This window comes from Pseudomonas alkylphenolica (assembly GCF_000746525.1).
Classification (GTDB): domain Bacteria; phylum Pseudomonadota; class Gammaproteobacteria; order Pseudomonadales; family Pseudomonadaceae; genus Aquipseudomonas; species Aquipseudomonas alkylphenolica.
In genome coordinates this window covers 2,524,566-2,546,772 of record NZ_CP009048.1, presented here as the reverse complement: position 1 = coordinate 2,546,772, position 22,207 = coordinate 2,524,566, and the positions used below count along the sequence as shown (strand labels likewise).

The 22,207-nt window shown below is 58.6% G+C and carries 20 protein-coding genes; 5 read left to right on the top strand and 15 right to left on the bottom strand.

The genetic code is table 11. From position 1 onward, the window contains the following. Positions 1 to 339: 339 nt before the first annotated feature. On the bottom strand, positions 340 to 1,362 hold the full coding sequence (locus PSAKL28_RS11735; protein WP_038610384.1) for a zinc-dependent alcohol dehydrogenase family protein: 1,023 nt from the start codon (positions 1,360 to 1,362) through the stop codon (positions 340 to 342). Positions 1,363 to 1,561: 199 nt separating this feature from the next. Here PSAKL28_RS11735 and PSAKL28_RS11730 point away from each other — a divergent pair, with 199 nt between their 5' ends. Continuing rightward, positions 1,562 to 2,476: a LysR family transcriptional regulator gene (locus PSAKL28_RS11730; RefSeq protein WP_038610382.1), complete on the top strand. Its 915-nt coding sequence runs from the start codon at positions 1,562 to 1,564 to the stop codon at positions 2,474 to 2,476. A gap of 409 nt (positions 2,477 to 2,885) precedes the next feature. After that, on the top strand, positions 2,886 to 3,548 hold the full coding sequence (locus tag PSAKL28_RS11725) for a hypothetical protein (protein WP_038610380.1): 663 nt from the start codon (positions 2,886 to 2,888) through the stop codon (positions 3,546 to 3,548). A gap of 344 nt (positions 3,549 to 3,892) precedes the next feature. Here the strand turns inward: PSAKL28_RS11725 and PSAKL28_RS11720 are convergent, their stop codons facing one another. Next, positions 3,893 to 4,753, bottom strand: coding sequence for a restriction endonuclease (locus tag PSAKL28_RS11720; RefSeq protein ID WP_038610378.1), 861 nt, complete (start codon positions 4,751 to 4,753; stop codon positions 3,893 to 3,895). Positions 4,754 to 4,881: 128 nt separating this feature from the next. After that, positions 4,882 to 5,424, bottom strand: a complete 543-nt coding sequence (locus PSAKL28_RS11715; protein WP_038610375.1) for a hypothetical protein — start codon at positions 5,422 to 5,424, stop codon at positions 4,882 to 4,884. A 610-nt stretch (positions 5,425 to 6,034) separates the two neighbouring features. Here PSAKL28_RS11715 and PSAKL28_RS11710 point away from each other — a divergent pair. Together PSAKL28_RS11710 and PSAKL28_RS11705 are read left to right on the top strand one after the other, a co-directional pair. After that, positions 6,035 to 6,376: a DUF6124 family protein gene (locus PSAKL28_RS11710; RefSeq protein ID WP_051939315.1), complete on the top strand. Its 342-nt coding sequence runs from the start codon at positions 6,035 to 6,037 to the stop codon at positions 6,374 to 6,376. Positions 6,377 to 6,670: 294 nt separating this feature from the next. Continuing rightward, positions 6,671 to 8,464, top strand: coding sequence for an alpha/beta fold hydrolase (locus PSAKL28_RS11705; RefSeq protein ID WP_038610372.1), 1,794 nt, complete (start codon positions 6,671 to 6,673; stop codon positions 8,462 to 8,464). A 15-nt stretch (positions 8,465 to 8,479) separates the two neighbouring features. Here PSAKL28_RS11705 and PSAKL28_RS11700 read toward each other — a convergent pair whose 3' ends face one another. Together PSAKL28_RS11700 and PSAKL28_RS11695 are read right to left on the bottom strand one after the other, a co-directional pair. After that, the gene (locus tag PSAKL28_RS11700; protein ID WP_038610370.1) at positions 8,480 to 8,704 is read right to left on the bottom strand and encodes a YMGG-like glycine zipper-containing protein; all 225 of its coding nucleotides are present in this window, start codon (positions 8,702 to 8,704) and stop codon (positions 8,480 to 8,482) included. 11 nt (positions 8,705 to 8,715) lie between these two features. Beyond that, positions 8,716 to 9,096, bottom strand: a complete 381-nt coding sequence (locus PSAKL28_RS11695) for a hypothetical protein (RefSeq protein WP_084589100.1) — start codon at positions 9,094 to 9,096, stop codon at positions 8,716 to 8,718. Positions 9,097 to 9,324: 228 nt separating this feature from the next. On the opposite strand from PSAKL28_RS11695, the gene PSAKL28_RS11690 reads away from it, so the two are divergent. Further along, positions 9,325 to 9,615, top strand: a complete 291-nt coding sequence (locus PSAKL28_RS11690) for a hypothetical protein (protein ID WP_038610368.1) — start codon at positions 9,325 to 9,327, stop codon at positions 9,613 to 9,615. A gap of 96 nt (positions 9,616 to 9,711) precedes the next feature. On the opposite strand, the gene PSAKL28_RS11685 is transcribed toward PSAKL28_RS11690, so the two are convergent. From PSAKL28_RS11685 to PSAKL28_RS11640, 10 genes are all read right to left on the bottom strand, one after another. Beyond that, positions 9,712 to 11,037 carry a tetratricopeptide repeat protein gene (locus tag PSAKL28_RS11685; RefSeq protein WP_038610366.1) on the bottom strand — a complete coding sequence of 442 codons (1,326 nt, stop codon included), beginning with the start codon at positions 11,035 to 11,037 and terminating at the stop codon, positions 9,712 to 9,714. Positions 11,038 to 11,147: 110 nt separating this feature from the next. Continuing rightward, positions 11,148 to 12,698, bottom strand: coding sequence for a sensor histidine kinase (locus tag PSAKL28_RS11680; RefSeq protein ID WP_257011882.1), 1,551 nt, complete (start codon positions 12,696 to 12,698; stop codon positions 11,148 to 11,150). 264 nt (positions 12,699 to 12,962) lie between these two features. Further along, on the bottom strand, positions 12,963 to 13,970 hold the full coding sequence (locus tag PSAKL28_RS11675; RefSeq protein ID WP_038610364.1) for an acyltransferase family protein: 1,008 nt from the start codon (positions 13,968 to 13,970) through the stop codon (positions 12,963 to 12,965). Positions 13,971 to 14,071: 101 nt separating this feature from the next. Next, positions 14,072 to 16,939 carry an HD domain-containing phosphohydrolase gene (locus PSAKL28_RS11670; RefSeq protein ID WP_038610362.1) on the bottom strand — a complete coding sequence of 956 codons (2,868 nt, stop codon included), beginning with the start codon at positions 16,937 to 16,939 and terminating at the stop codon, positions 14,072 to 14,074. Positions 16,940 to 17,138: 199 nt separating this feature from the next. Continuing rightward, entirely contained in the window at positions 17,139 to 18,203 is a 1,065-nt protein-coding gene (locus PSAKL28_RS11665) for a YeiH family protein (protein WP_084589099.1), read from the bottom strand. A gap of 185 nt (positions 18,204 to 18,388) precedes the next feature. Then, on the bottom strand, positions 18,389 to 19,792 hold the full coding sequence (locus PSAKL28_RS11660; RefSeq protein WP_038610360.1) for a DUF1254 domain-containing protein: 1,404 nt from the start codon (positions 19,790 to 19,792) through the stop codon (positions 18,389 to 18,391). A gap of 20 nt (positions 19,793 to 19,812) precedes the next feature. Continuing rightward, positions 19,813 to 20,394: a DUF2889 domain-containing protein gene (locus tag PSAKL28_RS11655; RefSeq protein ID WP_038610356.1), complete on the bottom strand. Its 582-nt coding sequence runs from the start codon at positions 20,392 to 20,394 to the stop codon at positions 19,813 to 19,815. Positions 20,395 to 20,443: 49 nt separating this feature from the next. Continuing rightward, entirely contained in the window at positions 20,444 to 21,271 is an 828-nt protein-coding gene (locus PSAKL28_RS11650) for an SDR family NAD(P)-dependent oxidoreductase (RefSeq protein ID WP_038610353.1), read from the bottom strand. Positions 21,272 to 21,297: 26 nt separating this feature from the next. After that, the gene (locus PSAKL28_RS11645; protein ID WP_038610350.1) at positions 21,298 to 21,717 is read right to left on the bottom strand and encodes a MaoC family dehydratase; all 420 of its coding nucleotides are present in this window, start codon (positions 21,715 to 21,717) and stop codon (positions 21,298 to 21,300) included. Positions 21,718 to 21,727: 10 nt separating this feature from the next. After that, a complete protein-coding gene (locus PSAKL28_RS11640; protein WP_038610349.1) occupies positions 21,728 to 22,168 on the bottom strand; it encodes a MaoC family dehydratase N-terminal domain-containing protein in 441 nt (146 codons plus the stop codon). Between the last annotated feature and the right edge of the window lie 39 nt (positions 22,169 to 22,207).

Below are 22,207 nucleotides of genomic sequence, written 5' to 3'. Positions count from 1 at the left end.
CAATTCAACCAGGCGAACTCACCCACACCAAAGCCACCGACAGCCTGAACAACCGGACCTTGCTTCATCACAACTCACTCCTTGAGTGCACAAACGACAGGTTATTATCGGGTGTTGGCTGATGAATAAAAGATACAGAACCCGGTAAAAAATCCGTTCAGATTCAAACAGCTTTCTGCTTGCTTTCAGCCAGCGACGGTAGATTTTCCGACAAATTTGAACATAGCGAACTTATCTGCATTGCGCAGGCAATGTACTTGATTGAAATATCCGAAACTCACATAGGAAAAAGGCACAAAAAAGCCCGAGCACAGCCCGGGCTTGTTTCTACCTGCAACTTCAGGCGCTGGCTATTTCCAGCACCAGACGTCCACCGCATGGGCATTCGTCCATGTAGCGATGCGCTTCGACCACACGTTCGAAGGGGTAAGTCTTGATAATTTGCGGGGTCAGCAGCTTGTCGGCGGTGAACTGGTTGATGTCACGCAGTGCTCGTTGCAACGCCACCTGGTCCTGGCTGATACCCAGCTCCGGTTTGCCGGTGAAGTTGCCAATGCAATGCACGAAGAACTGGATGTTCTTCTGAAACGCCGCGCACGCCGGGAACGGTGTCTGGTTGCCACCCTGCAGGCCATACAGCACCAGGCTGCCGCGCGGCGCCAGCACATCGCCGAGCAACGACATCTGCGGACCGCCCAGGCCATCGAGAACCATATCGACGCCACGGTTGCCGGTGTACTTGTTGACCTGCATGAGCAGGTCCTGTTCCTCGGTGACGATAACCTTCTCGGCGCCGAGCGAAAGCAGGTAGTCACGCTCTTCGGCTTCCTTGGTCGCGGCGAAAACCTTCAGGCCCAACGCCTTGCCCATCTGCACGAAGGCCGGCCCCGCACAGTGGCTGGCATCGGTGACCAGGGCTGTCTGCCCGGCCTTGGCCCGGGCCAGGTCGACATAGGCGAAGTAGGCCATCAGCAACGGCGTGTAATGCACGCTGGCTTCGACCGGGGTGAGGTGTTCCGGGTAGCGGGTCACGGCGTTGCGCGGCAACACGATGACCTCGCCGTACACCGGATAGTCGTTGGCGCTGGCAGCCGGAAAGCTGGCCACCTTGTCACCGACTTGCAGGTCGTCGACACCCTCGCCTACCGCGCTGACCACGCCCGCCATTTCATGACCCATGCCGGCTGGCAAGCGTGCCTGGGACGGCGCCAGGTTCTGGCGCCAGAGCACGTCGTACCAACTGATGCCGATCGCTTCAACGCGGATCTGCACCTCGCCGGCAGCCGGCTGCGGCGCGGCCTGCTCTTCGATCTTGAGCACCTCGGCCGGGCCAAACTTGTGGAAACGGATCATGCGGGACATCGCAAACCTCGCCTAGTGAAACTCTAATACCCTGAACTCTATCCGGGCTTTTACCGTTAGACCATCTGTGGCCATTAATAGTCAACATGCCTGTCATTGATTGCTGGTAATACCGCTGCCAGCAAATTATGCGGTGCAGGGTAGCAGCCTTTACCCTTAAGATTCACCCCTGCCCCAAACGTCCAGTGAAACCGAGCCGATGAACCGTAACGACTTGCGTCGCGTCGACCTGAACCTGCTGATCGTCTTCGAGACGTTGATGCACGAACGCAGCGTGACCCGCGCCGCCGAAAAACTGTTTCTCGGCCAGCCGGCGATCAGCGCCGCGTTGTCGCGCCTGCGCAGCCTGTTTGACGACCCGTTGTTCGTGCGTACCGGGCGCAGCATGGAGCCCTCGGCGCGCGCCGTGGAAATCTTCGCCCTGCTGTCCCCGGCCCTGGACTCGATCTCCACCGCAGTCAGCCGCGCCGCCGACTTCGACCCGGCCACCAGCACCACCGTGTTTCGCATCGGCCTGTCGGACGACGCCGAATTCGCCTTGTTGCCGCAATTGCTCAAGCGCATACGCGCCGAAGCACCGGGCGTGGTCCTGGTGGTGCGGCGGGTCAACTACCTGTTGATGCCGGCCTTGCTGGCCAGCGGCGAGATCTCGGTCGGTGTCAGCTGGACCAGCGACCTGCCCGCCAACGCCAAGCGCAAAGTGCTGCGCCGCAGCAAACCCAAAGTGCTGCGCGCCGACAGCATGCCGGGCAGCCTGAGCCTCGACGACTTCTGCGCCCGGCCGCATGCGCTGGTGTCCTTTGCGGGCGACCTGGGTGGGTTTATGGATGAAGTTCTGGAAAAGCTTGGGCGAAAGCGACATGTGGTTTTGGCGGTGCCGCAGTTCAATGGGCTGGGTAGCTTGCTGACGGGTACCGATATTCTCGCCACTGTGCCTGACTATACGGCCGAAGTGCTGACAGCGGCTGGTGGTTTGCGAGCCGACGATCCACCGGTTGAGGTGCAGAGTTTTGAACTGCACATGGCCTGGCGTGGGTCGCAGGACAATGATCCGGGGGAGCGCTGGTTGCGGTCGCGGATTCAGATGTTTTTTGGGGATCCGGATAGTCTTTGATGCGTGGTGAGTTTGGTTGTCCTCTTTCTGCCAATGTTGGTTTGGACTGGTAGATTTATCAAAATGGAAGGTGGCCGCGATTGCGTGCCATTGGTAGTCATCTTTCACTAGTCGGTGACGAACGGCCACTATTGACCCTTAGCTGCCGTTCGTGGAGGGCAGCAAACGGCCAAAAACTGCCGGTGGACGGAGCGATGGCAAATGAGTAGCTATACCTGGCTTGCTGCTGGAATTGATCGAGCAGAATGGGCTTTCCTTCCATGGCGTATACCCCCCTTCAGCGATCACCCGACTGCCACAATTCCCGGCCTAGTCAGGGGTTAGACGAGAAAACAAGGAATGTCATCCACCAAGCCCGTGAAGGCGTAATCACCCCACTGGGGATCTATTTAGAGTTAGGGCTATAACCATGAAACCATCGGATCATGCTCTCATCGCCATTAAAGCAGCGCTAAACGCTCTACCCATAGTTGGCGGTAGCATTGCCAGTCTCATTGGTGACTACGTTCCTATCTCGACTCAGCGTTCGATTGAGAAGGCAACGGAATTGTTGCAAAACAAGCTGATTTCTCTTGAGGGAAGGATTGATGCTGATGCAGTAAACAAAGATGAATTTTCCGAGTTGTTTAAGTCCTGCTATCTTGTGGTGATCCGAACTACGCACGAGTCGAAATTACGTGCCGCTTCCGCAATCCTTGCCAACATTTTATTAAAGCCTGGTGATAGCGAAAAACTTTCATACGTCGAGCTTGATCATTTTGTAAGATGCCTTGATGGTTTGTCGACTGGCGCTATTACAGCTCTAGGCACTACACGAAAACTTGCCGCACAAAATAACATCCAGCCCGACCAAGACGGTAACCAAACACTATCTTTTGAAATGCTGAGTAATGAGCTAGAAACGATTGAGCCCTCCTTGATACTAGGCTTAGCCGGAGAACTGAATGCGTTCAATCTGATTCATATACACGGACGACCGGCTATACCAACGACCCAATATGGGAATTACCCCCTTTCTCTTACACCGTTAGGTAAGAGGTTTGTCGAATGGTTTCTAGAGAAACAGCCCTAACTAGCGGTTCAAATCGTTCGCTTCGCTTACTGGGACGGGTTAAAGTTCGCTCCTTAACCTGAATGTTAGGCGTCATGGGAAATAATGGAGCCACCTCAAACCCGGCACACGTATGCCCCAAGCTATCATTGCAGCAACGCCATCAGTGGCGTAACGCCTCGATAAGCTTCATTTCCTCATGGGCATCGCGCCGCGCACGACGCCAGAAATACCTCGCTATGGCACAGGGCAAAGTTCTCTCTAGTGGCTCTTGGTGCTTAATTTTGTGCTAGCCGGCGAGCCAAAGCGCAGCTGTTGGCTGTCCAGTGAACGAAGTGAGCGGCAGTTGAGCGAATTGTTATATTTTATTTCCAATCTTTAATGATCCTGTCTTTAAAAATTGCAGTTGAAGACCCTTTGTGTAGGTATTCAATTACGCCGACAAGTTCTTTTGAAAAATCAATATTGATAGGATTGGTGATGGTTTTTTGTCGAAAAAAATCAACCTCATAAGAAAGCATTTTAAGTCTCAAGCCATTATTGACGAGATACGCCTCTTCAAATGCCTCTGTATAGCTCAAGTCGCCGTATTCGCCATTGGCTTTTGAGTCCAGCCTATATGCAAGATCATATAGTGAGTAGGTATCATTATTTGCGGTGTCTTCGATGAATATTTGATTATTCATTCCGGACGAAATTATCTGGGTGTCAGTATTTAGATCTGTATTTTCTTTGGCCCACTTGCCGTCTATGCGAGGTCGGAAATTGGTTATTCTTGGGCAAGGCATGACCTGAATTTTAATGTTGACTTCTCGAATTAATGGATTTCCATCCTTATCTTTCCAGTCATCATCGCGCTGCTCGCGAACAATTAGAAGATCTATTCGGTTGAATTTTGCCTTTTTCTCGGCACCACTTTGGTAGCCAGTTTTGGTGGCAAATACTGGCTTTAAATCTGGAATGTCGCGTACCTTACCAATAAGTGCATCAATCTTTTCAATTGAGACGCGTGAGGCATAGTCCTTACATTCAATTACTGTTTTGTATGTTACGCCCGCTAGCTCATACTCCCAGTACAGGTCAAATTCACGCTCAATGCCGAAGTTATCAACTATTTTCTTGTTTACTTCGATTTCAATGTTCTTCTGTTCGGAGAATTTTTCTGAATCCAAAAGTGCTTGCTGAAGACTTTTGACGAACTTCTCGTAATCTTTTCCGTCAGACATTGCAAAAATTCCTTTGAATATAATACCCTAGTTACCCGGCGCCGGAGCACGAAGTGCAGAGGGTACCGCGGCAGGCCAGGAGAATGCCGAAGGCATGGCCTTCCGTGGCGTCCGCGTTGATCGACCAGTTAGGCGCCCGGGGTGTATGAGCGGACATGTGAGAACGCATCCATAAACAATTCCTGTAGGTGCGCAGGTGGTACAGACAAAAAGGCACAAGCGACTGCGGCAAAGGCCTCAATCGCCTCAACCTGTGATGCGAATTTTGCATCCGGGCGTGCGTGCCGGAGAGCTTCGTAGACCGCACTCAGTTCGTGGCCCTCAACTGGTTGGTTGATGCGGTGACCAAACTTATTGCGGATAGTGTTCAGTTGGATGATTCCAGGACGAACAAATGCGGCGCTCGATTGACGAGAAGGTAGCAGCTTCACCTTTTGAGCGAAGGACAAGCGCAGATCTTCTATGTCTTCGATGCCATAGAAGTTACTGAGAAACGAGTCTAGAAAATTCTCAATAACGAGATGGGCGCGCAGCACTCGACCGATTGGTTCGTGGTCAACGCCAAGTAATTCGAGAAAGCGTTGATTTTGGCGGTCGAAGTCAGCCTCGATTTCTTCCCAATGTGGTTTCAAAACGGCGAGAGCCTGCTCCATGCCTTCAATGTCTTTCATACGGTTTCTCTGGTTTGGGGCCTAACTATAAGTAGGCGACACAAATGGCGTAAAAATTGCGCCACTTTTGTCGCATAACCTTCCTTGTTCATGCGTAATCCCTTGAAACAATTGATTGCCGCGCTAGAAACGCGACAAGAGGCAAGGAGAAAAAGCGCAATGACCTACACGCAGGTTACGAAGTCGTTGGCAGTGTGTCCATGGTCGGCTTTGGGTTGATCGCTCCCGTCCGCGAACGTCCGCTGATGGCCGATTGCCGACAACTGAGACAGGCAACCATGATGAAAAATAGTAGGCCCCATCGGACAACTTTCGAAAGCAACCATAAAGCCCCCCTTGAATCCCCACCCCAACCCCGTTACCCTCCTGCACGTCGCTGTAAATCCAGCGACCGGGTTTGGTAGCCCGACTTCTCCAAGACGTGCAAGCGTCCCATCCGTCTCGGCAGGCGCTTTTTTTGTGTCTGTCGTTTCGTGTCATGGCGGCTGTGCGCAGGGCGCATTCGTGCGCGCTGGGTTTCTTGGAGTCCCGGTCTACCAACCTGTGTACAGCCGTCACCAATCGTTTGGTAGCGAACGGTGAATGGCTCCACTACTCCAGGAGCTCCACCATGACAAAACCCGTTCCTGATCCACCCTTAACCACCCAAACCAGCACCACCTTCGGCTCCTGCAACGGCAGCCACGACCCACTCTTCGCTGTTCGTGCCGGTGTCTCATCCGAAGACGCCTTGGTCCACGCCTCCGTTCTGCTCAAAAGCGCCTACCAGACCAACGCCCACGCCTGTGAGATGGTCAATGAAGAAGTACGCGGCTTACTCTGGGCCACTGAGCAATCGATAGAGATGAGCCTCGCACTGGTTGAGGCGTTGCTGGACGAAGTCGAAGCACGCTCGGAAACGGCCGCGTTGTTACGCCGCTCGATGCAAGCAGGCCAATCGGCGGCGGAGTGATCGCCAGCGATTGTCCTGGGCCGCCGATGCGGCCCTCTCACCTCAGAGTGTATTCCCTGTCGCTAGACACAAGCGGGCTTGCCCCGAGATTGCAGGCTGTCAGTTACATCGTATCGCGGGGCAAGCCCGCTCCCACCGCAGAGACCGCTTTCAAAACACCCACTCAGCTCGTCGGCCCCCTACCCCCTTGTCATGAGATGAAAATTCGCTGTCGTGCGATGCGAGGTGGCCGCTGCCGCTCCTGCTCTAGAGTCAGTGCACAACAATACTGCGCCCCGAAACACGAGAGCCGCCATGAGCAGATCCACCCGCACGACCGAGACCGCAACCCCTACCCGCCGCCCCCCGGCGACCGGCCGAAAGCGTCGCCCTCGCAAGAATGTCGATCTCCCGGACAGCACCCAGCAACAAGAGCTGATCGGCACGGCTGCCAACCAGACCCTGGCCGGCAATCCGCTGGTCAGCGTGCGTGCGGCAGACCTGGCCAGCTCGGCCGGTTACCTGCTCAAGGCCGTGGGCACTTCGCCGCTCAAGGTCGGCGCTCATCTAGGCGGCTACCTGAAGGCGATGCGCGGCATCATCGGCGGCAATTCCAGCATCGCGCCGGATCCGAAGGACAAGCGCTTCACCGATCCGGCCTGGCAGTCCAACGCCTTTCTGCGCGCACTGCTGCAAAGCTACCTGGCCGGACAGAATGAGCTGACCCGCTTCATCGAGTCCACCGACCTGGCCCCGCAGGAAAAGAGCCGGGCCCGCTTCGTCGCAGCGCTGCTGGCCGATGCAATGGCACCGAGCAACTCGCCGCTGACCAATCCGGCGGCGCTGCGCAAGCTGGTGGACACCGGTGGCATGAGCCTGGCCAGGGGCCTGCGCCAGTTCGGCGACGATATGCTGAACAACCGCGGGCTGCCGAAACAGGTCGACAGCACGCCGTTCAAGGTTGGCGAAAACATCGCCACGGCCAAGGGCCAGGTGGTGTTTCGCAACGAGATGTTCGAGCTGCTGCAGTTCGCACCCACCACCGAAAACGTCTATGCCCGGCCTTTGGTGATGTCGCCACCGCAAATCAACAAGTACTACGCCATCGACCTGTCGCCGGAGAAAAGCCTGATCAAGTGGATTCAGGACAGCGGCGTCAACCTCTTCGTCATCAGCTGGCGCAATCCCACCCGCGAACACCGCGACTGGGGCTTGTCCGATTACGCGCTGTGCCTCGACCAAGCGGTGGACGTGGCGCGCAGGATCACCGGCAGCCCGGATGTGAACATGTGGGGCTCCTGCTCCGGCGGTATCACTCTGGCGGCTTACCTGGGCTGGCTGGCGGCCCGTGGCGAAGGTCACAAGGTGGCCAACACCAGCTGGGCGGTGTGCGTGCTCGACATGCCCTCGGCGCTGGGCGACACCACCCTGGGGCTGTTCACCACCCCGTCCGCCCTGCGCGCGGCCAAGGCCAGCTCCCGGCGCAAGGGGGTGCTGAGCGGCCAGGGCATGGCCAGCATGTTCGCCTGGATGCGGCCCAACGATCTGATCTGGAACTACTGGGTCAACAATTACCTGCTGGGCAACAAGCCGCCGGCCTTCGATATCCTGGCCTGGAACAACGACACCACGCGGTTACCCGCGCAACTGCACGCGGACTACCTCGACCTGATCCAGCAAAACCCCTACAGCAATCCGGGCACCCTGGAGATCGCCGGCGAGTCGATCGACATGAACCAGGTGCAGGTGGGCGCCTATGTGGTGGGCGGCACCACCGACCACATCACGCCCTGGCAGGGCTGCTACGGCACCGCCCGGCTGTTTGGCGAAGACACAACCTACGTGCTGTCCAACGCCGGGCACCTGCAGAGCCTGGTGAATCCGCCGGGCAACCCCAAGTCGTTCTACTACGCGGCGCCTGCCGCCGCCGAAACCCCGGACACCTGGCTGCAGAACGCCGGGGAGCGCCAGCAAGGCAGCTGGTGGCCGCATTGGCGCGAATGGATCGGGCAGCGCTCGGGTGACAGCCTGCCAGCGCCGAAGAAGCTCGGCTCGCGCAAGTACCCGCCCCTCTGCCCGGCACCTGGCACTTATGTCATGGAGCGTTGAGGCGGATTGGCGCAGCTACTTCTGCTGTCTGCCTCTGATGTTGCCGGCAACCCCGCCGGCAACGGCGCCAAGCGCAGCGCCAGTCCACCCACTGCCGCCGGAGATCGCGGCAATGCCGGCGCCAGCTGCAGCACCGATGGCGGCGCCGCTCACCGTCCCCTGCTGCTGAGCGGACATCGAGGTGCAGCCGATCACACTCACCGCCGTGAGGGCTGCGGCAAACAATAAGGACCTGTTCATGCTCACCTCCGCTACTTGTTCTGCTTCAGGCCGGGTACGACCATCTCGAACCAGAGGGTCTCGATGACGGGCCGTTTCACCTGGTCGGGATTGGCTGCGTACCACTGGTTGAGCCCTTCGCGCACGGTATCGAGCGTCTGGCCCTTCAAGCCCCTGCCGAAACGTGGAATCAGGCTGTGCTCATCAGAAGGCGGCTTCGCCTTGTAGTAGGCCGCCTCCACCTCGTAGGCATTGGCGATGCCGATGAGATAGACCTTCTTGAGCTCCTCCGACGACTGCATCCATTGCTCGCCGGTGATCAAGGCAACCCCTTCGGCGTGGGCAATACCCGAAGCCGTCAGCAGGGTCACCCATGCCGTAAATACCAACGTGCCCATTCGCAATGCACTCATCGTCTTCGCTCCTCGCCAGTCAGCCGGTAACCCCGGGCTTACAGACAAGTTTAGATACCTGAGTGCTTTTGGCGCAGTTCTGTGGACGACCAGAAGCCGCCGATGGTCGTTGCATTTCACTGGTCGTCGGCGTGTAGCTAAGCTTAATGAATCGGGGAGAATTGCAACCTGGGAGATAGCGGCCTCAGTAGATCCGGATTGGAGGCGGTGCTCCCAAAGGAGACGAACATGTACGCGGTGATAAGAACCTACCTGGGTACTGGAGCAAAGCAGCTTTTCGAGCTTCTGGAAGAGCGCAGTGCCGACGTCGACGCTACCCTGCGGACAGTGCCCGGCTTGGTAAGCTACACACTGCTCAATACCGGTGATGGCGGTACGGCGGTGACGGTCTGCACGGACAAGGCCGGTAGCGATGCGAGCTTGAAAGTCGCACGTGACTGGATTCAGAAAAATGCAGCGCATATCCACGCGGACCCGCCGATCGTGACGGAAGGTCCGGTGATTGTGCAGATCAAATAATCACGGTGGGAGCAACTGTCTTTGTGGGAGCGGGCTTGCCCCGCGATACGATTTAGCTGATAGACCGCAATCGCGGGGCAAGCCCGCTCCCACCGGTTACTGCAATTGAACCGCGCGCATTTTCCAGGCGCGGTTGATCGGGCTCTCAGGCTTCAAGGCAAGGCGCTCGGCAACCAGTGCCTCGGCAAGTGCGCGGTTGCCAAGGCGAATAGCGGCTTCGGTCAGCGTCCATGAGAAGACATCCCGCTGCGCGTGACTACCGCCGAAGCGGTTGGCTTTGGCGCGCAGCGGCATCAACGACGCTATCGTCTGGGCGTAATCGCCACGGCCAAACGCCAGCAACCCTTCGCACGCTGGCACACCAATCTCTCTACTCATCATGGCGTTGGTACCACTGCCTGCAGCGGCCCGTTTCAGGGCAGCCAATTGCTGAGCTTGGGCGCGACTGTTGCCAGCACCTACGAATGACATCATCGCGTTCACGTCGTTAAAGGCGTAGAAGCCGTCTTCACAACGGGACTGCCATTTTTCGGCCAGTCCTTTCCAGCGATCGCCAACGTCATGACCCAGCAGGGACAGTCTCCAGAGCAGCGCGGATCCATCAAGCAGCTCAAGCGCTTGAGCAAATCCACCCGCTGAAATGTCCTCGTCAAAGAGACGAAGCGCGCCAGCCACGTCATTGGCCTCAATGAGGAATAGTGCGTTGTGCCACCACAAATGGAAGGCAAACATGCTGTTGGGCGCCCAGGCATCGGCGCTGGATGTAAGGTACTTGGCCCCCTCCTCGCTACGACCCTGCATTTCCATGACATGCGTGACAGCATGCACTGCCCAGCCATCCTGCGGGTTCAAGGCAACCGCCTCGCGCCCCTGCTCTTCGGCCTGGCGGTAATCCCCTGACTCTTCCAGGCCAAAGGCATACATCCCTTTCACAAAGCCAAAGCCGGGAACGTCATTATCCCAGCGCGGCATCACCCGCGCTATGCGGTCACGCAGCATGTGCGAGTAGCCCAGATAGAAGTCGCCCAGATGGGCGAACTGCAGTGCCAGCAGATCGCGGGGGTAGTCGATCGAAGCACGCCCCCAGATGTCGATTGCCCGCTCCCAGTCGCCGTCGAACCAGGCGCGTACTGCATGGATATGCTGGCGCTCACGCTCGTTCGCGTTGGCTGCCAACCGTTCTGCCGCGTCCAGGCTCTTGAACAGCTCCGGGTCAAACGCTTTGTCGGTCGCAGTCGCTATCGCGCCAGCGCGGAAGGCGTAGGCCAGGGCAAAATCCGGGTGCTGCGCGATAATATTGTCAGCTGCAGCCAGGGGATCGGCCTGGTAGGCATGCAACAAGTCGCAGGCGCTATCCAGAGCATCGATTGCCTCCTGCGAGCCATAGGAAACAGGATTGCCACGCTTGTCGCGTTTGCTCATGGCCTCCTCCTGACCACGCCCTGAGGGCATACATGATCGAGATATGAAGATCGCTCTCGATTGTCCCTCCGAATCTGGCTCAGAGACACTTTTCCGACGAAGCGTGAACACTAGCCACTGCTTGTGCTTGCCATCCGAAAGCACAAGTTGACGGTGGTGCCTTTGCTTTTGCTACTGGTCAGGCTAGCGTGACCGCCAAAGCGTTTCATTATCAGTTTCACCAACATTAACCCGATACCAAGCCCTCCGTGTTTGACGGAACAACGAGGCCGAAACAACGCTTTCTGCTGGGCGGTGGTCATGCCTTTGCCAGTGTCACGAAGCACTATGTTCAAGCGCCTGAATGAACTCTGGTTTATTTCTATGTACAGACTCCCCCCGTCTGGCATCGCATCAATGGCATTGGATACCAGACTGTCCAACATTTGAACAAGCAGCGGGTGATGACCTGTTACCGGCGGCGTGCTGGTTGCTGAAAATTCCACATGCACATTGGCATTGCATAATGGCAGTTCAAAATTTCGTAAGGTCTCAAGTACGGCCTCTACCGGATCGACCTTGCCGATTTCCCCCTTCAGGGATGTGGACGCAACATGTAGTTCTTTGATCCATTTCGACATGCGATCGACTTGGCTGATGATATCCCCGATGTTTTTGCAGGCAGCCTGGCTCCCGACCTCCAGGGCCAGTTCGGCACTGGAGCGAACAACGGCGAGCGGATTGCGTAAGTTATGAGCCACGACGGTAGACACTTCGTTAAGTAAGGCCGCCATTTCGCTGTCAATGTTTTGCTGGATCCTTGAAGGTAATACGCCGCCACGCTTGTCAATAAAGGAGAGAAGGCCTAGATAAATCAAAGCTGCGCCAATCGAGCAGGCTAACCATACCAGCAGATAACCCGATCGAGTATTGACGAGCCAGCTGGGTGGTTCTGTATAGAACTCAACAACTGAAGGCACCTTCCCCGCTGAATTTACCAGCGGAATGTAATGCTCCACAAATATGTTACTTGGTTTTCGAACGAACTGCTGTTCCTCTCGGCTTTGTTTTACTTCGTGGTAGCTGGTAACAACTCCGTCTTTGGTAAGTGCAGCACCATCAAGCTCCTCGTCGTTAGGGAAGCGCTGACCGATCAGTTTTTGGTTGCTCGACCAAACAATGACATTGTCGGGCGCATAAACGTTGATCAATAACGCATCTGACTGATTGGCAATACTATTGAGACTCTCAAAGAATACGTGCCGCGACTTCTGGCGATTAACCTGGACTTCCGCAGACAGGCCACTGTCTTCGCGCGAGTCAAGTACGTCGCTAGTCTGATACCCGGCCAGGCCCATGCTGCTCACCTCCACGGCCCCCAAGGCCTGGATAAATCTGGCGGTGAGCACTGTATTTCTCTGGGTACTTTCACTGACGATAAAGATGGTAGCAACAAGCCCAAGGAAACTTGCGACAAAAATTGTACTTAGCCCGGTAAGCAACGAGTATCTTCGGGCTGTTTTTAGTTCCGTCAAACGCGAGGTAATGCTTTTGATAGGCCACAAGTTGAGAGTCCATGGCACACAACTTTTAAAGGAATCTCTAATTATTTGCATTTTATGGTCCAATCCATCTTTTGAGAGAAGAATTGCAATTTCCATTATTGAATAAGCACGCTTCATGCCAAGCCCGATAGCCCCACGACTCCTGAGCGCAGACCCAGTCGCGCTCAATTCGTGCCCCAGAAAATCCCCTCATTTGGGTGTGTTTGGGTTTATTTACCACCCGGTCGGAGTGACCACTCTGGTGTATACGCAAGACCAAGTGGGAGCGGGCTTGCCCCGCGAGAGGGTCATGGCAGCATGACAGACAATCCCCATAGCCAGCATCGCGGGGCTAGCCCGCTCCCACCGAGCCTCCAGGCGCCGCTGGTGCTGTGTACCGGTTTAGCTGGTAACAGACTGGCTAACCACTTTCCGGGAAAATGTCTTGCCAAACGCAATCCACCATTTTTCATAGTAGAAAGTCGAAATATGCGCAGTGATAAAAACTGCAGCAAACAACAGAGGCCGCTTCAAATATTTGACCAGGGTATCCCCGCTCCCCAACCAGGTCTGCTCCAGCAGCGGGTGAACAACGTAGAGTGCATACGAGATAGTGGCGATATAAAACAGAATGCGCGTATTCAGAAGCTGGGCAACCAGCGTCCGCCCATTGTATAACGTGCTGCCCACCATTGCCGCAGCAAAATAGGGGCGCAAGTAGTTCATGAAGCCCGCTTCGGGGTGACTGGACACAACAAACAGCAGCGCTAGAACTATTTGCGCAATCCACATTTGTTTCGCATAGTGCATCAGGCTGTCGCCCAGCTTGCCGTTGTATACCAGTGCCAGTATGCACCCTGCCAATATTTCATCAATGCGGTAATAGGTATTGATGGCGACATGGACTTCATTGATGACGCGGTACATCGTCACGGCGATGCAGAAAAAAGGGATCAGCAGCATCCACTTGTTTCTCATCAGCACCACCAGCAACGCGATGGCCAGATAAAACTGGACCTCCATGCACAAACTCCAGAGGTGACCATTTGCACTGCCAAGCCACATCGGCGGCCAGTTGGCAACGAACAGGAAGTTTGTAATGTAGAATTCCGGAGGACTGTTCATGACAAACAAAGCAATGGCCATGTACAACCAGGCGAGCGGCACAATCCGGAAGATCCTGCGAATTAAAAAATCAACGACGCTGCTGTTGTTGAGCAGAAAACTTGTGATCAGAAATCCCGACAGGGTAAAGAATATCGCCATGCCCATCACGCCTGCGGCGGAATTCATTTGCCATGGCTTTGGCCCGAGTGGCAGCAAGTGACACGCCAGCACCAGCAAAATGCTAATGCCGCGCCATCCGTCAAGTACGCTTAATCGAGAGCCCGCTGCGGAACTACCATTCATATGTGCACTCACTCTTTGAGCAATCGCAGCGGTAAAATTTTTATCAGGTCAATCCCTTTAAGCCTGAAGTCTAGGACACCTTTTGCGCTTTACCCTTCAGGTCACGAAAAAATCGTGCCCTGTAGCTGCGCCAACCAATAGTCCACATCCACCTCATCGATCTGCTCGGCACGCAGGAACCGCTCACCGTACTGGCGATACACGCCGCTGCTCAGGAACAGCTGCAGCAGTTGCCCATCGATGTGGTTATCGCGGGCCATGAAGACCAGGATCTTCACCGACTCGGACAAAGCTTTCGGCGCCTTGTACGGCCGGTCGGCGGCCGTCAACGCTTCGAAGATGTCGGCGATTGCCATCACCCGCTCGGCGATGCTCAGCTCATCCTTGCCCAGCCGACGCGGATAACCGCTGCCGTCCATTTTCTCGTGATGGTTGCCGGCGATCGCCGGGACGCGCCTGAGCTGGCGCGGAAACGGCAGGGACGAGAGCATGATGATGGTCTGCACGATATGTTCGTTGATCTTGAATCGTTCCTCGTCGTTCAGCGTGCCGCGGCGGATCGACAAGTTGTACAGCTCGCCGTAGTTGCTGGCATTGGCCGGCAGGCGCATGTCGAAGCCCCAGACGTTGCGCGGATCGTCCCTGGCCACCGGTGGCTTGCGCGGGCCCCAGGGCACCCGGTGCTCGCTGCGGTCGGCCAGTAGCGGTTCATCCACTGGCAACTGCACCTGCGGTACACCGGCAAAGCGCTCTTCTTCGTCACGCGAAATGCCCAGCCGGTTGTCGAAGTGCCGCTGCCAGCGGCGCTGGCCGATCCGCTGTAAACGCTCGACGTCGTCATCCTGCATGAACTCACCACCGATATTGGTTTTGGCGACGAAGGCGAACTCCTCCTGCAGTTGAGCCTGGCAGCGCTCCAGCGTCCGTTGCAGCGCCTGCTGATCGGCGCCGCTGGCCAGGCCTTGCCAGTAAGCCAGCTCGGCATCGCGCCAGAGCACCTCAAAACGCATGCGTACCTCATGGATGCGGTTGTACAGAGTCTCCAGCTTGGTCGCCTTGTCCACCACATATTCGGGGCTGGTGACCTTGCCGCAATCGTGAAGCCAGGCCGCCACCCGGAACTCGTAGCGCTCGGCCTCGCTCATGCTGAAGTCGGCATAGGGGCCGCTGTCGGCCTGCACGGCCTTGTCCAGCAGCATCTGCGCCAGTTGCGGTACGCGTTCGCAATGGCCACCGGTGTAGGGACTCTTGGCGTCGATGGCATCGGCCAGCAGTTTGATCATGGCATCCAGCAAGCGTTGCTGGGCTTCGATCAACTGGCGTGTCTCGATGGCCACGGCGGCAGCGCCGGACAACTCCTCGACAAAGCGCCGGAACGGTTCGTGCACTTCATCGCGCGCCTGCTCATTCTCCAGCTGCAAGACCAGAATGCCGAGCAGCGCCTGACTTCGGTCATTGAGCACCACCGCGAGGCTGTGCCCCTGTAGCGCCATCGCTTGTGTCACGGCGGCTGGCAGATCCTCGTGATCGCGTTCGCCGATCCTTAGCTCCTCAGGGTAACCCTCGCCCCGGCAGGAGGCGGCCAGGCGCAGCAGCGCATGCTCGGCATCGAACAGGTACACCGCGCCAGCACTGACGCCAGCGGCGTCCACCAGATGGCTGAGTACCCCGTCGAGCATGCGCTCCAGCTGGCTCTCACGGCTGAGCGTGAGGGTGATCGCCTGGAAGTTGCGGATGGTTCCCGACATGCGGCTCAGCACCCGGCTCAGTTCACGCACCTCGGACACCCGCGACGTGACGCCCACCTCGCGGCTGAAATCGAAACCGGCCAGGGCTCGCACCTGATCGGCCAGCAAACGCAGCGGGCGGCCGATACGTCGACCGAGCAGGCCGCCGAGCAGCAGTAACACGCCCATCAGCACCGCCGTCCACAGCAGTTGCTCGAACAGCACCTTGCGCGCACCGGCCAGCAGCTCGTGGGCCGGCACGGCAATCAGTACCTGCAGATCCTGTCCGGCCAGGGTCGTAAGCTGCGTGCGCATGCCGTACCAGGTTTGCCCCTGCACCTGATAAGGCTGCAGCGCAGTGCCCTGGGGCAGGTCGGCGTAGATACGCTCCAGGCTGGGAATACCCAGCTCGCTGATACGCGACAGTCGCACAGCCTGCCCCTCATGCACGATGACCCGCTGCAGGTCCGGATAGGCCACCACACTGCCTTGATCGTCAACCACGGCGATCTCGGTGCCAGCGGTCATGCGCAGGTCCCGGCTCTCACTGGCCAGATCGTCGACCGAGACATCCATGCCGATCACCGCCGCGCCGTCGACGCTGCGCTGCGCCATGGTCAGGCCGATCTCGCGGGTGGTGAAAAACACATAGGGGCGGGTCAGTACGGTGGTCGAGCGTGCGGAGGCTTCGACGAACCAGGGGCGCTGGCGTGGGTCGAAGTGATACTCCGGCTTGACCTCGGTTTTGAGCAGGGTCAGCGCCTGGTCGTAGAAACGCCATTCGCCCAGCATCGCACCGTCGGCGCCTGCGCTGATGCTCTGCACCAGGAACGCAGCACCTGGCGGCGCGGCGAAGCGCTGCTGCAGTTGCGGATCCCGGAGCCTGCGGACCAGGAGGAACTCGCCATTGGGATAACCAACGTAAACGGCGCTGAGCATCTTGTTGGCGTTCAGGCTCTCGACCAGTTGCGCAAGCCGCTCCAGGCGCTGCGTCAGGTTGCCGGCAGTCGGGTTGAAAGCCAGCAGCCGGATACTGCTCTGCGCCGGATCGACCAAGCGCCGGGCGCGTTCGTCAATCGTCTTGCCCAGCTGCTGGGCGGCATCGCCAGTGGCCGCCACCAACGTCTGCTGTATCCCGCGATAGCCCTGCCAGGCCAGGCCGACGCCGAGCAGCAACATGCCCAGCATGATCGCCAGCGCCACCAGCCATTGCAGCGAGATGCCCCGTCCCTGGCTGCTCATGGCTGACGGCCCCAGCCCTGCGAAACCTCGACGGCGCGAACCGACAACGCCAGGCTCGCCAACAGGCGGCCCTCCAGCCAAGCAGCATGACCAATCAGCACGCAGCCCATTCCAGGTACTCGATGTGTGGCGGTTTCAACAGTGTAATCGGCCAAATCGATCGTGCCGGGCCGATTTCAACTGCTGACTGCTACACGATTTACAGCAGGGTCAAGGCACCTCCCACAATCATCAGTTGCAGCGTCAACGCCGCAGCCAGAATCAACGGTTTAAGCCCCGCCTTGCGCAAATCGATCAAGCGCGTACTGAATCCCAGGGCCGCCATGGCTGCGGCCAGCAACAGGTCATCGAAGCTGACCAGGGCCTGATGCACACTCTGATCCAGCGCCAGCCACGAGTTGATCAGCATGCAGGCGATAAAGCCGAGGACAAAAAGCGGCACTTTTACCGCAGCAGTGCGCTGCCCACCCTCGGACTTGCGGCTCAACCACACGCCCAGGCCAAGCACGAAAGGCGCCAGCAGCAACACCTGGATCAGTTTCGCGACCACCGCTGCCTCGGCCGCCTGCGGGTCCATGGCCTGGCCTGCGGCAACCACCTGGGCCACTTCATGCAGGGTCGCGCCGGTAAAGATGCCGAAGCCATGGCTATCGCCGAACAGGGTCGGCATCAGGGTGAACAACCAGGGATAGAGCAGCATGCCAAGGGTGCCGAACAGCACCACGCAAGCAATCGCCACCTGGTCATTGCGCGCCCTGACCACCCCGGCACTGGCCAGGATCGCCGCAGCGCCACAGATCGCATGACCGGCGCCGATCAGTACGGCGGTGCCACGCTCCATGCCCAGCACCCGGGTGCCCAGCCAGATGGCCAGGCTGATGGTCGAGAGAATCAGCAGTGCATCGGTGACGAACGCCTGTACACCGAGGGCCTGCACCTGTTGCACGGTCAGCCGGAAGCCATACAGCGCCACGCCCAGGCGCAGCACAGGCTGCTTGCACAGCTGAACACCGGCCGCAGCCGCACGGTGCACCGTGCCCGGCACCAGGTTGCCGACCGCCAATCCCAGCAGCATGGCCAGGGTCAGCGTGCCGATCCCGCTACCGTGCAGCAGCGGCGAAGACGACAGCCACAGGGCCAGCGCTGCCAACGCCAGGCTGCCGGTGACGCCGGTAAGCAGGCTGTAGGGAAGCTGGGTACGCGAGTGATGGTGCGCGGCGAACTTGCCCTGGGCCTGTTGTGCACCCTGTACCGGGTGGTCCACAAGGACAAGCAGCCGACCCGCGGCCTGGCGCGATTTCTGGAGTTCTGCCAGAGCCCGGTGGGGTGAAGGCTATGGTTGTTTTTGGGTGCCCCCCCCCGGTGGGAGCGGGCTTGCCCCGCGATTGCGGTGTGTCAGCTACATTGCTTCGCGGGGCAAGCCCGCTCCCACAGACAGTATTGTTCCCACTAGTACCGTTCGACTTTCGGCGCTTGCCAGCGCCCGTCAAGCGCCTCGGCCTTGGGCCAGTAAAGCCGGCCGGCCAGGTAGAACGGGCCATCGGGCGCCGGTAACCAGTTGGCCAACTGCTCGGCGGCCGGCTGCTGATGCTGGATGTACAGGGTCAATCCTCCATCGGCATCGCGCTTGAGGTTGCCCAGCATCGGCGAGTTGATCAGGTAGCGGTTCAACGGGTTGGCGACCAGCAAGCGCTTGGCGTCATACAGGGTCAGCGACCAGAAGGCATTCACCGGTGGCAGCTGCCCCGGCGCAAAGCGCAAGGTGTAGCGATGGCGCGAAGCGTCGAGTTTCTGCCCCTGGGCATCGAGGTAGAACGGTGGATAGAGCGTCTCTTCGCGGTCGTTGCCATACAGGCCGGTGACGGTTGCCCGCATGCGGTACAGGTAGTTGTTGGCAAGAAACTCGCGGCTGCCGAGAAAGCGCGAAGTCGATATCTCGCCACGCGCAACCTGCTGCCCGAGCGCCTCGAAGTCCTGCCAGGCATCTGCAATACCGGCGCGGATCGCCTCGCGAATCTCCACCGGCAATGCCTGCTCATCAAAGCTCAGCCCAGGACCAATGCCCAGTTTTGCAAAGCGCTGCATCAGGCTTTGTTCCGAAGGATGGATCGGCGAAAGCCCGAGGACAAAGTTCAACTGTTTGAAGAACGCCAGGTCGCTGCGCTCGGCTTCGGCGCTGAGCGGTGGCGGAAAGTTGATCGCAGGGGCCGCTGCCGGCGCGGGCTGACCAAGGAACGCCGAGAGCGTTTGTACCTTGTAGCCGGCCTGGACCTTTTTCACATTCTCCAGGTCGTCGGCGCCGCGTAGCTGGGTGCGGTAGAAGACAAAAGCGAAGCGGGTTTCAGAGCGCAGCACGCGATCGATACCCGGCGGCACGCTGCCTTGCCAGTCCGGGCCAACGAGCAGAAAGGTACCCCCGCCGTTGCCGGTAGTACGGCTGCCGACATATCCGAAGTTATGGGTGTAGGCATCGACGAACTGCGCCGAATAATAGCGCCCGTCTTCGACCACGGGCATGGTCAGCACCAGCGGTTCGCTGCCCAGGTCTGCGCCAAGCTGGGAGTATGGCGTGTCGGCATTGGGCGTCGGATAGGCCTTGTCGTCCGGCGTGTAAATGCGCGCCGTGTTATGCAGTGTATTCCACGGCGCTTTGAACTCTGGGTGTTGCCGGTCGTGGAAATAGGTGTACTGGACGCGGTAGTGATCCACCAACGGAAACCCATAGGTATAGGCCTGCTTGGCGATGCTACGTGCCTCGCTCGGCGTCAGGGCCTCGGCGACGGACAGTTGCGCATGGCTGAACAGCGCCAGGGCGGCCAGTAAAACGAAGCGTTTTATTGTAATTGTGTTCACCGGGTACTCCTTGTGAGGGTTCAGCGCGGCGCTGGATCAGCGATCGGTTGCCATTCATTGGCACGTCGGGCGGCATCGCCATCAGGGTGATAGGCATGGCAGGTGCCGATCACCCAATGCTGTGGCAGCTGATAATCGCTATCCAGCGCGGCGCGCTGACGCTGACGCAGGTGCAGCAGCGGCGCCAGGGTCTGGATCGCGGTGGTTGCCATGGGCCCGAGCAATTCGGTCAGGTGGGTGCAACCCTTCACGCCCCCTACCCGCTCGGCAACCCGTTTGCGAAAGCCCGGACCGATGCTCACCCCCACCAATGCCGCATAGGCGCGGTTGATCTGGCTGCACACCGGTGTCGGCGCCTGCTCGGAAACGGCTTTTATCTGCTGGATCACCAGCGCGCGGTCGATGGTCATGACGATGCGCATGTAATGCAGTACGCCATTGGCCGGGATGGTGCCGTAGGGGAAGTCGGTATCAACGCCTTTGGTGTCGAGCAGGCGGCCCTCGATATCCAACAGGCCGTCATCGCGCTCAAAGCCGGTGCAGACAACCTGGCGGCTATGGAGCAGTCGGCGCTTCGGCTGACCGCCAATAGACTGTGTCATCGCTATGCACTCCCGTGTTGCGGAGCGCCGCAGCGCCCCGCAACCGTTCTCAGACGTTGCCCAGGCCGCCACCGCACACCAGCACCTGGCCGCTGACGTAATCGGACTCCGGAATGCAGAACAGGTACACCGCGCCCGCCGCTTCCTCGGTGTTGCCAGGACGGCCCAGCGGAATCAGGCTTTTCGACTGCTCGACGATGGCCGGGCTGATGCCCACCTTGATCTCACGGCCTTCGATGTTGATGAAGTTCGGGTCGCCTTCCACCGGCTGGGTCTGGCGGGTTTCGATATGGCCGAAAGCAACGGCGTTGACGTTGACCTTCATCCGCCCCCATTCCTTGGCCAGGCACTTGGTCATGCCCAGCACTCCGGCTTTGGCGGTTGAGTAGTTGACCTGCCCCGGGTTGCCGCTGGCCGATACCGACGAGACGTTCACCACTTTGCGATTGACCACACGGCCTTCGGCGGCCTCTTGCTTGGCCATGGCGCTGATGATCGGCTGCGCGGCGCGCAGAATGCGAAACGGCGCGGTGATATGGCAGTCGAGGATGGCGTACCACTGCTCATCGCTCATTTTCTGGATCACGTTGTCCCAGGTGTAGCCGGCGTTGTTGACGATGATGTCGATGCCGCCGTAGTTGTCGACGGCGGTCTTGACGAAGCGATCGGCGAAATCGACAGCGGTGACACTGCCGACGCAGGCCACGGCTTCGCCGCCAGCGGCGCGGATCTCGGCAACCACTTCTTCAGCCGGGCCGGCATCCAGGTCATTGACCACCACGCGCGCGCCATCGGCGGCCAGTTTCAAGGCCACGCTACGGCCAATGCCACGGCCGGAGCCGGTTACCAGGGCGACTTTGCCTGTGAGTTTGCTCATCGGGATATTCCTTGTTTTTAGAGGGTTCAGGTCAGCGCCACGACGGCTTCGCCAACCAGTTTGTCGTCGCCGTATTGATTGGCGCAGCGGATCGCCAGGCGCACACGCTGTTCACCCGCGGCCTCGAAACGCTCGATGACCCTGGCGCTGCAGGTAGGCACATGCCCCAACTGGGTAATGCCGGTGAAGCGCACCGACAAGCTGCGGATCTGCGCTTGCGCCACCCACGCCGTGAGCAGGCGGCCAAGGTAGGCCACCGAAAGCATGCCGTGGGCGAACACATCGGGCTGGCGCGCCTTGCGGGCGAAGTCCAGGTCGATGTGCACCTGGTTATGGTCGCCGGAGGCACCGGCGTACAGCGCCAGTGTGGTGCGATTGACCGCTGGCAAAGTCAGCGATGGCAACTCGAAGCCGACCTGCACATCGCGCCATTGAATAGGGTTCATTGCCGGCTCCTCAGCGCTGGACCAGGGATGAATGGATGTCGGCGATGTGCTGGCCATCCTGATTGCTCACGCGGGTCTGTTGCACCACGAAGGTCAGCGCCCCGCCTTTTTTCTGGTAAACGTCCAGCACCCGGGTATCGAAGGTCAGCACGTCGCCGGCGTAAGCCATGCCGTGATAGTCGAAACCCTGTTCAGCATGGAGGATGCGCCCCAGGTCAAAGCCAAAAACCTCCTGGACGATGTGATCGGTGTCGCGCCCTTCGGCTTCCAGACACATCAGGAAGCTGGGCGGCACCGGCAGCGACCGGTGTCCGGCTTGCCGGGCAAGCGCTTCGTCGGTGTAAACCGGGTCGGTCTCGCCAATCGCCTTGGCAAAAAAACGCAGGCGGCCCTTTTCAACTTCACAGGTGGTCACACCCAGTGAACGGCCGATCAGACTCGTGTCTGCCATCTCAGGTATTCCTGTCAGTCAGTGCAAACGCGCGCCCAT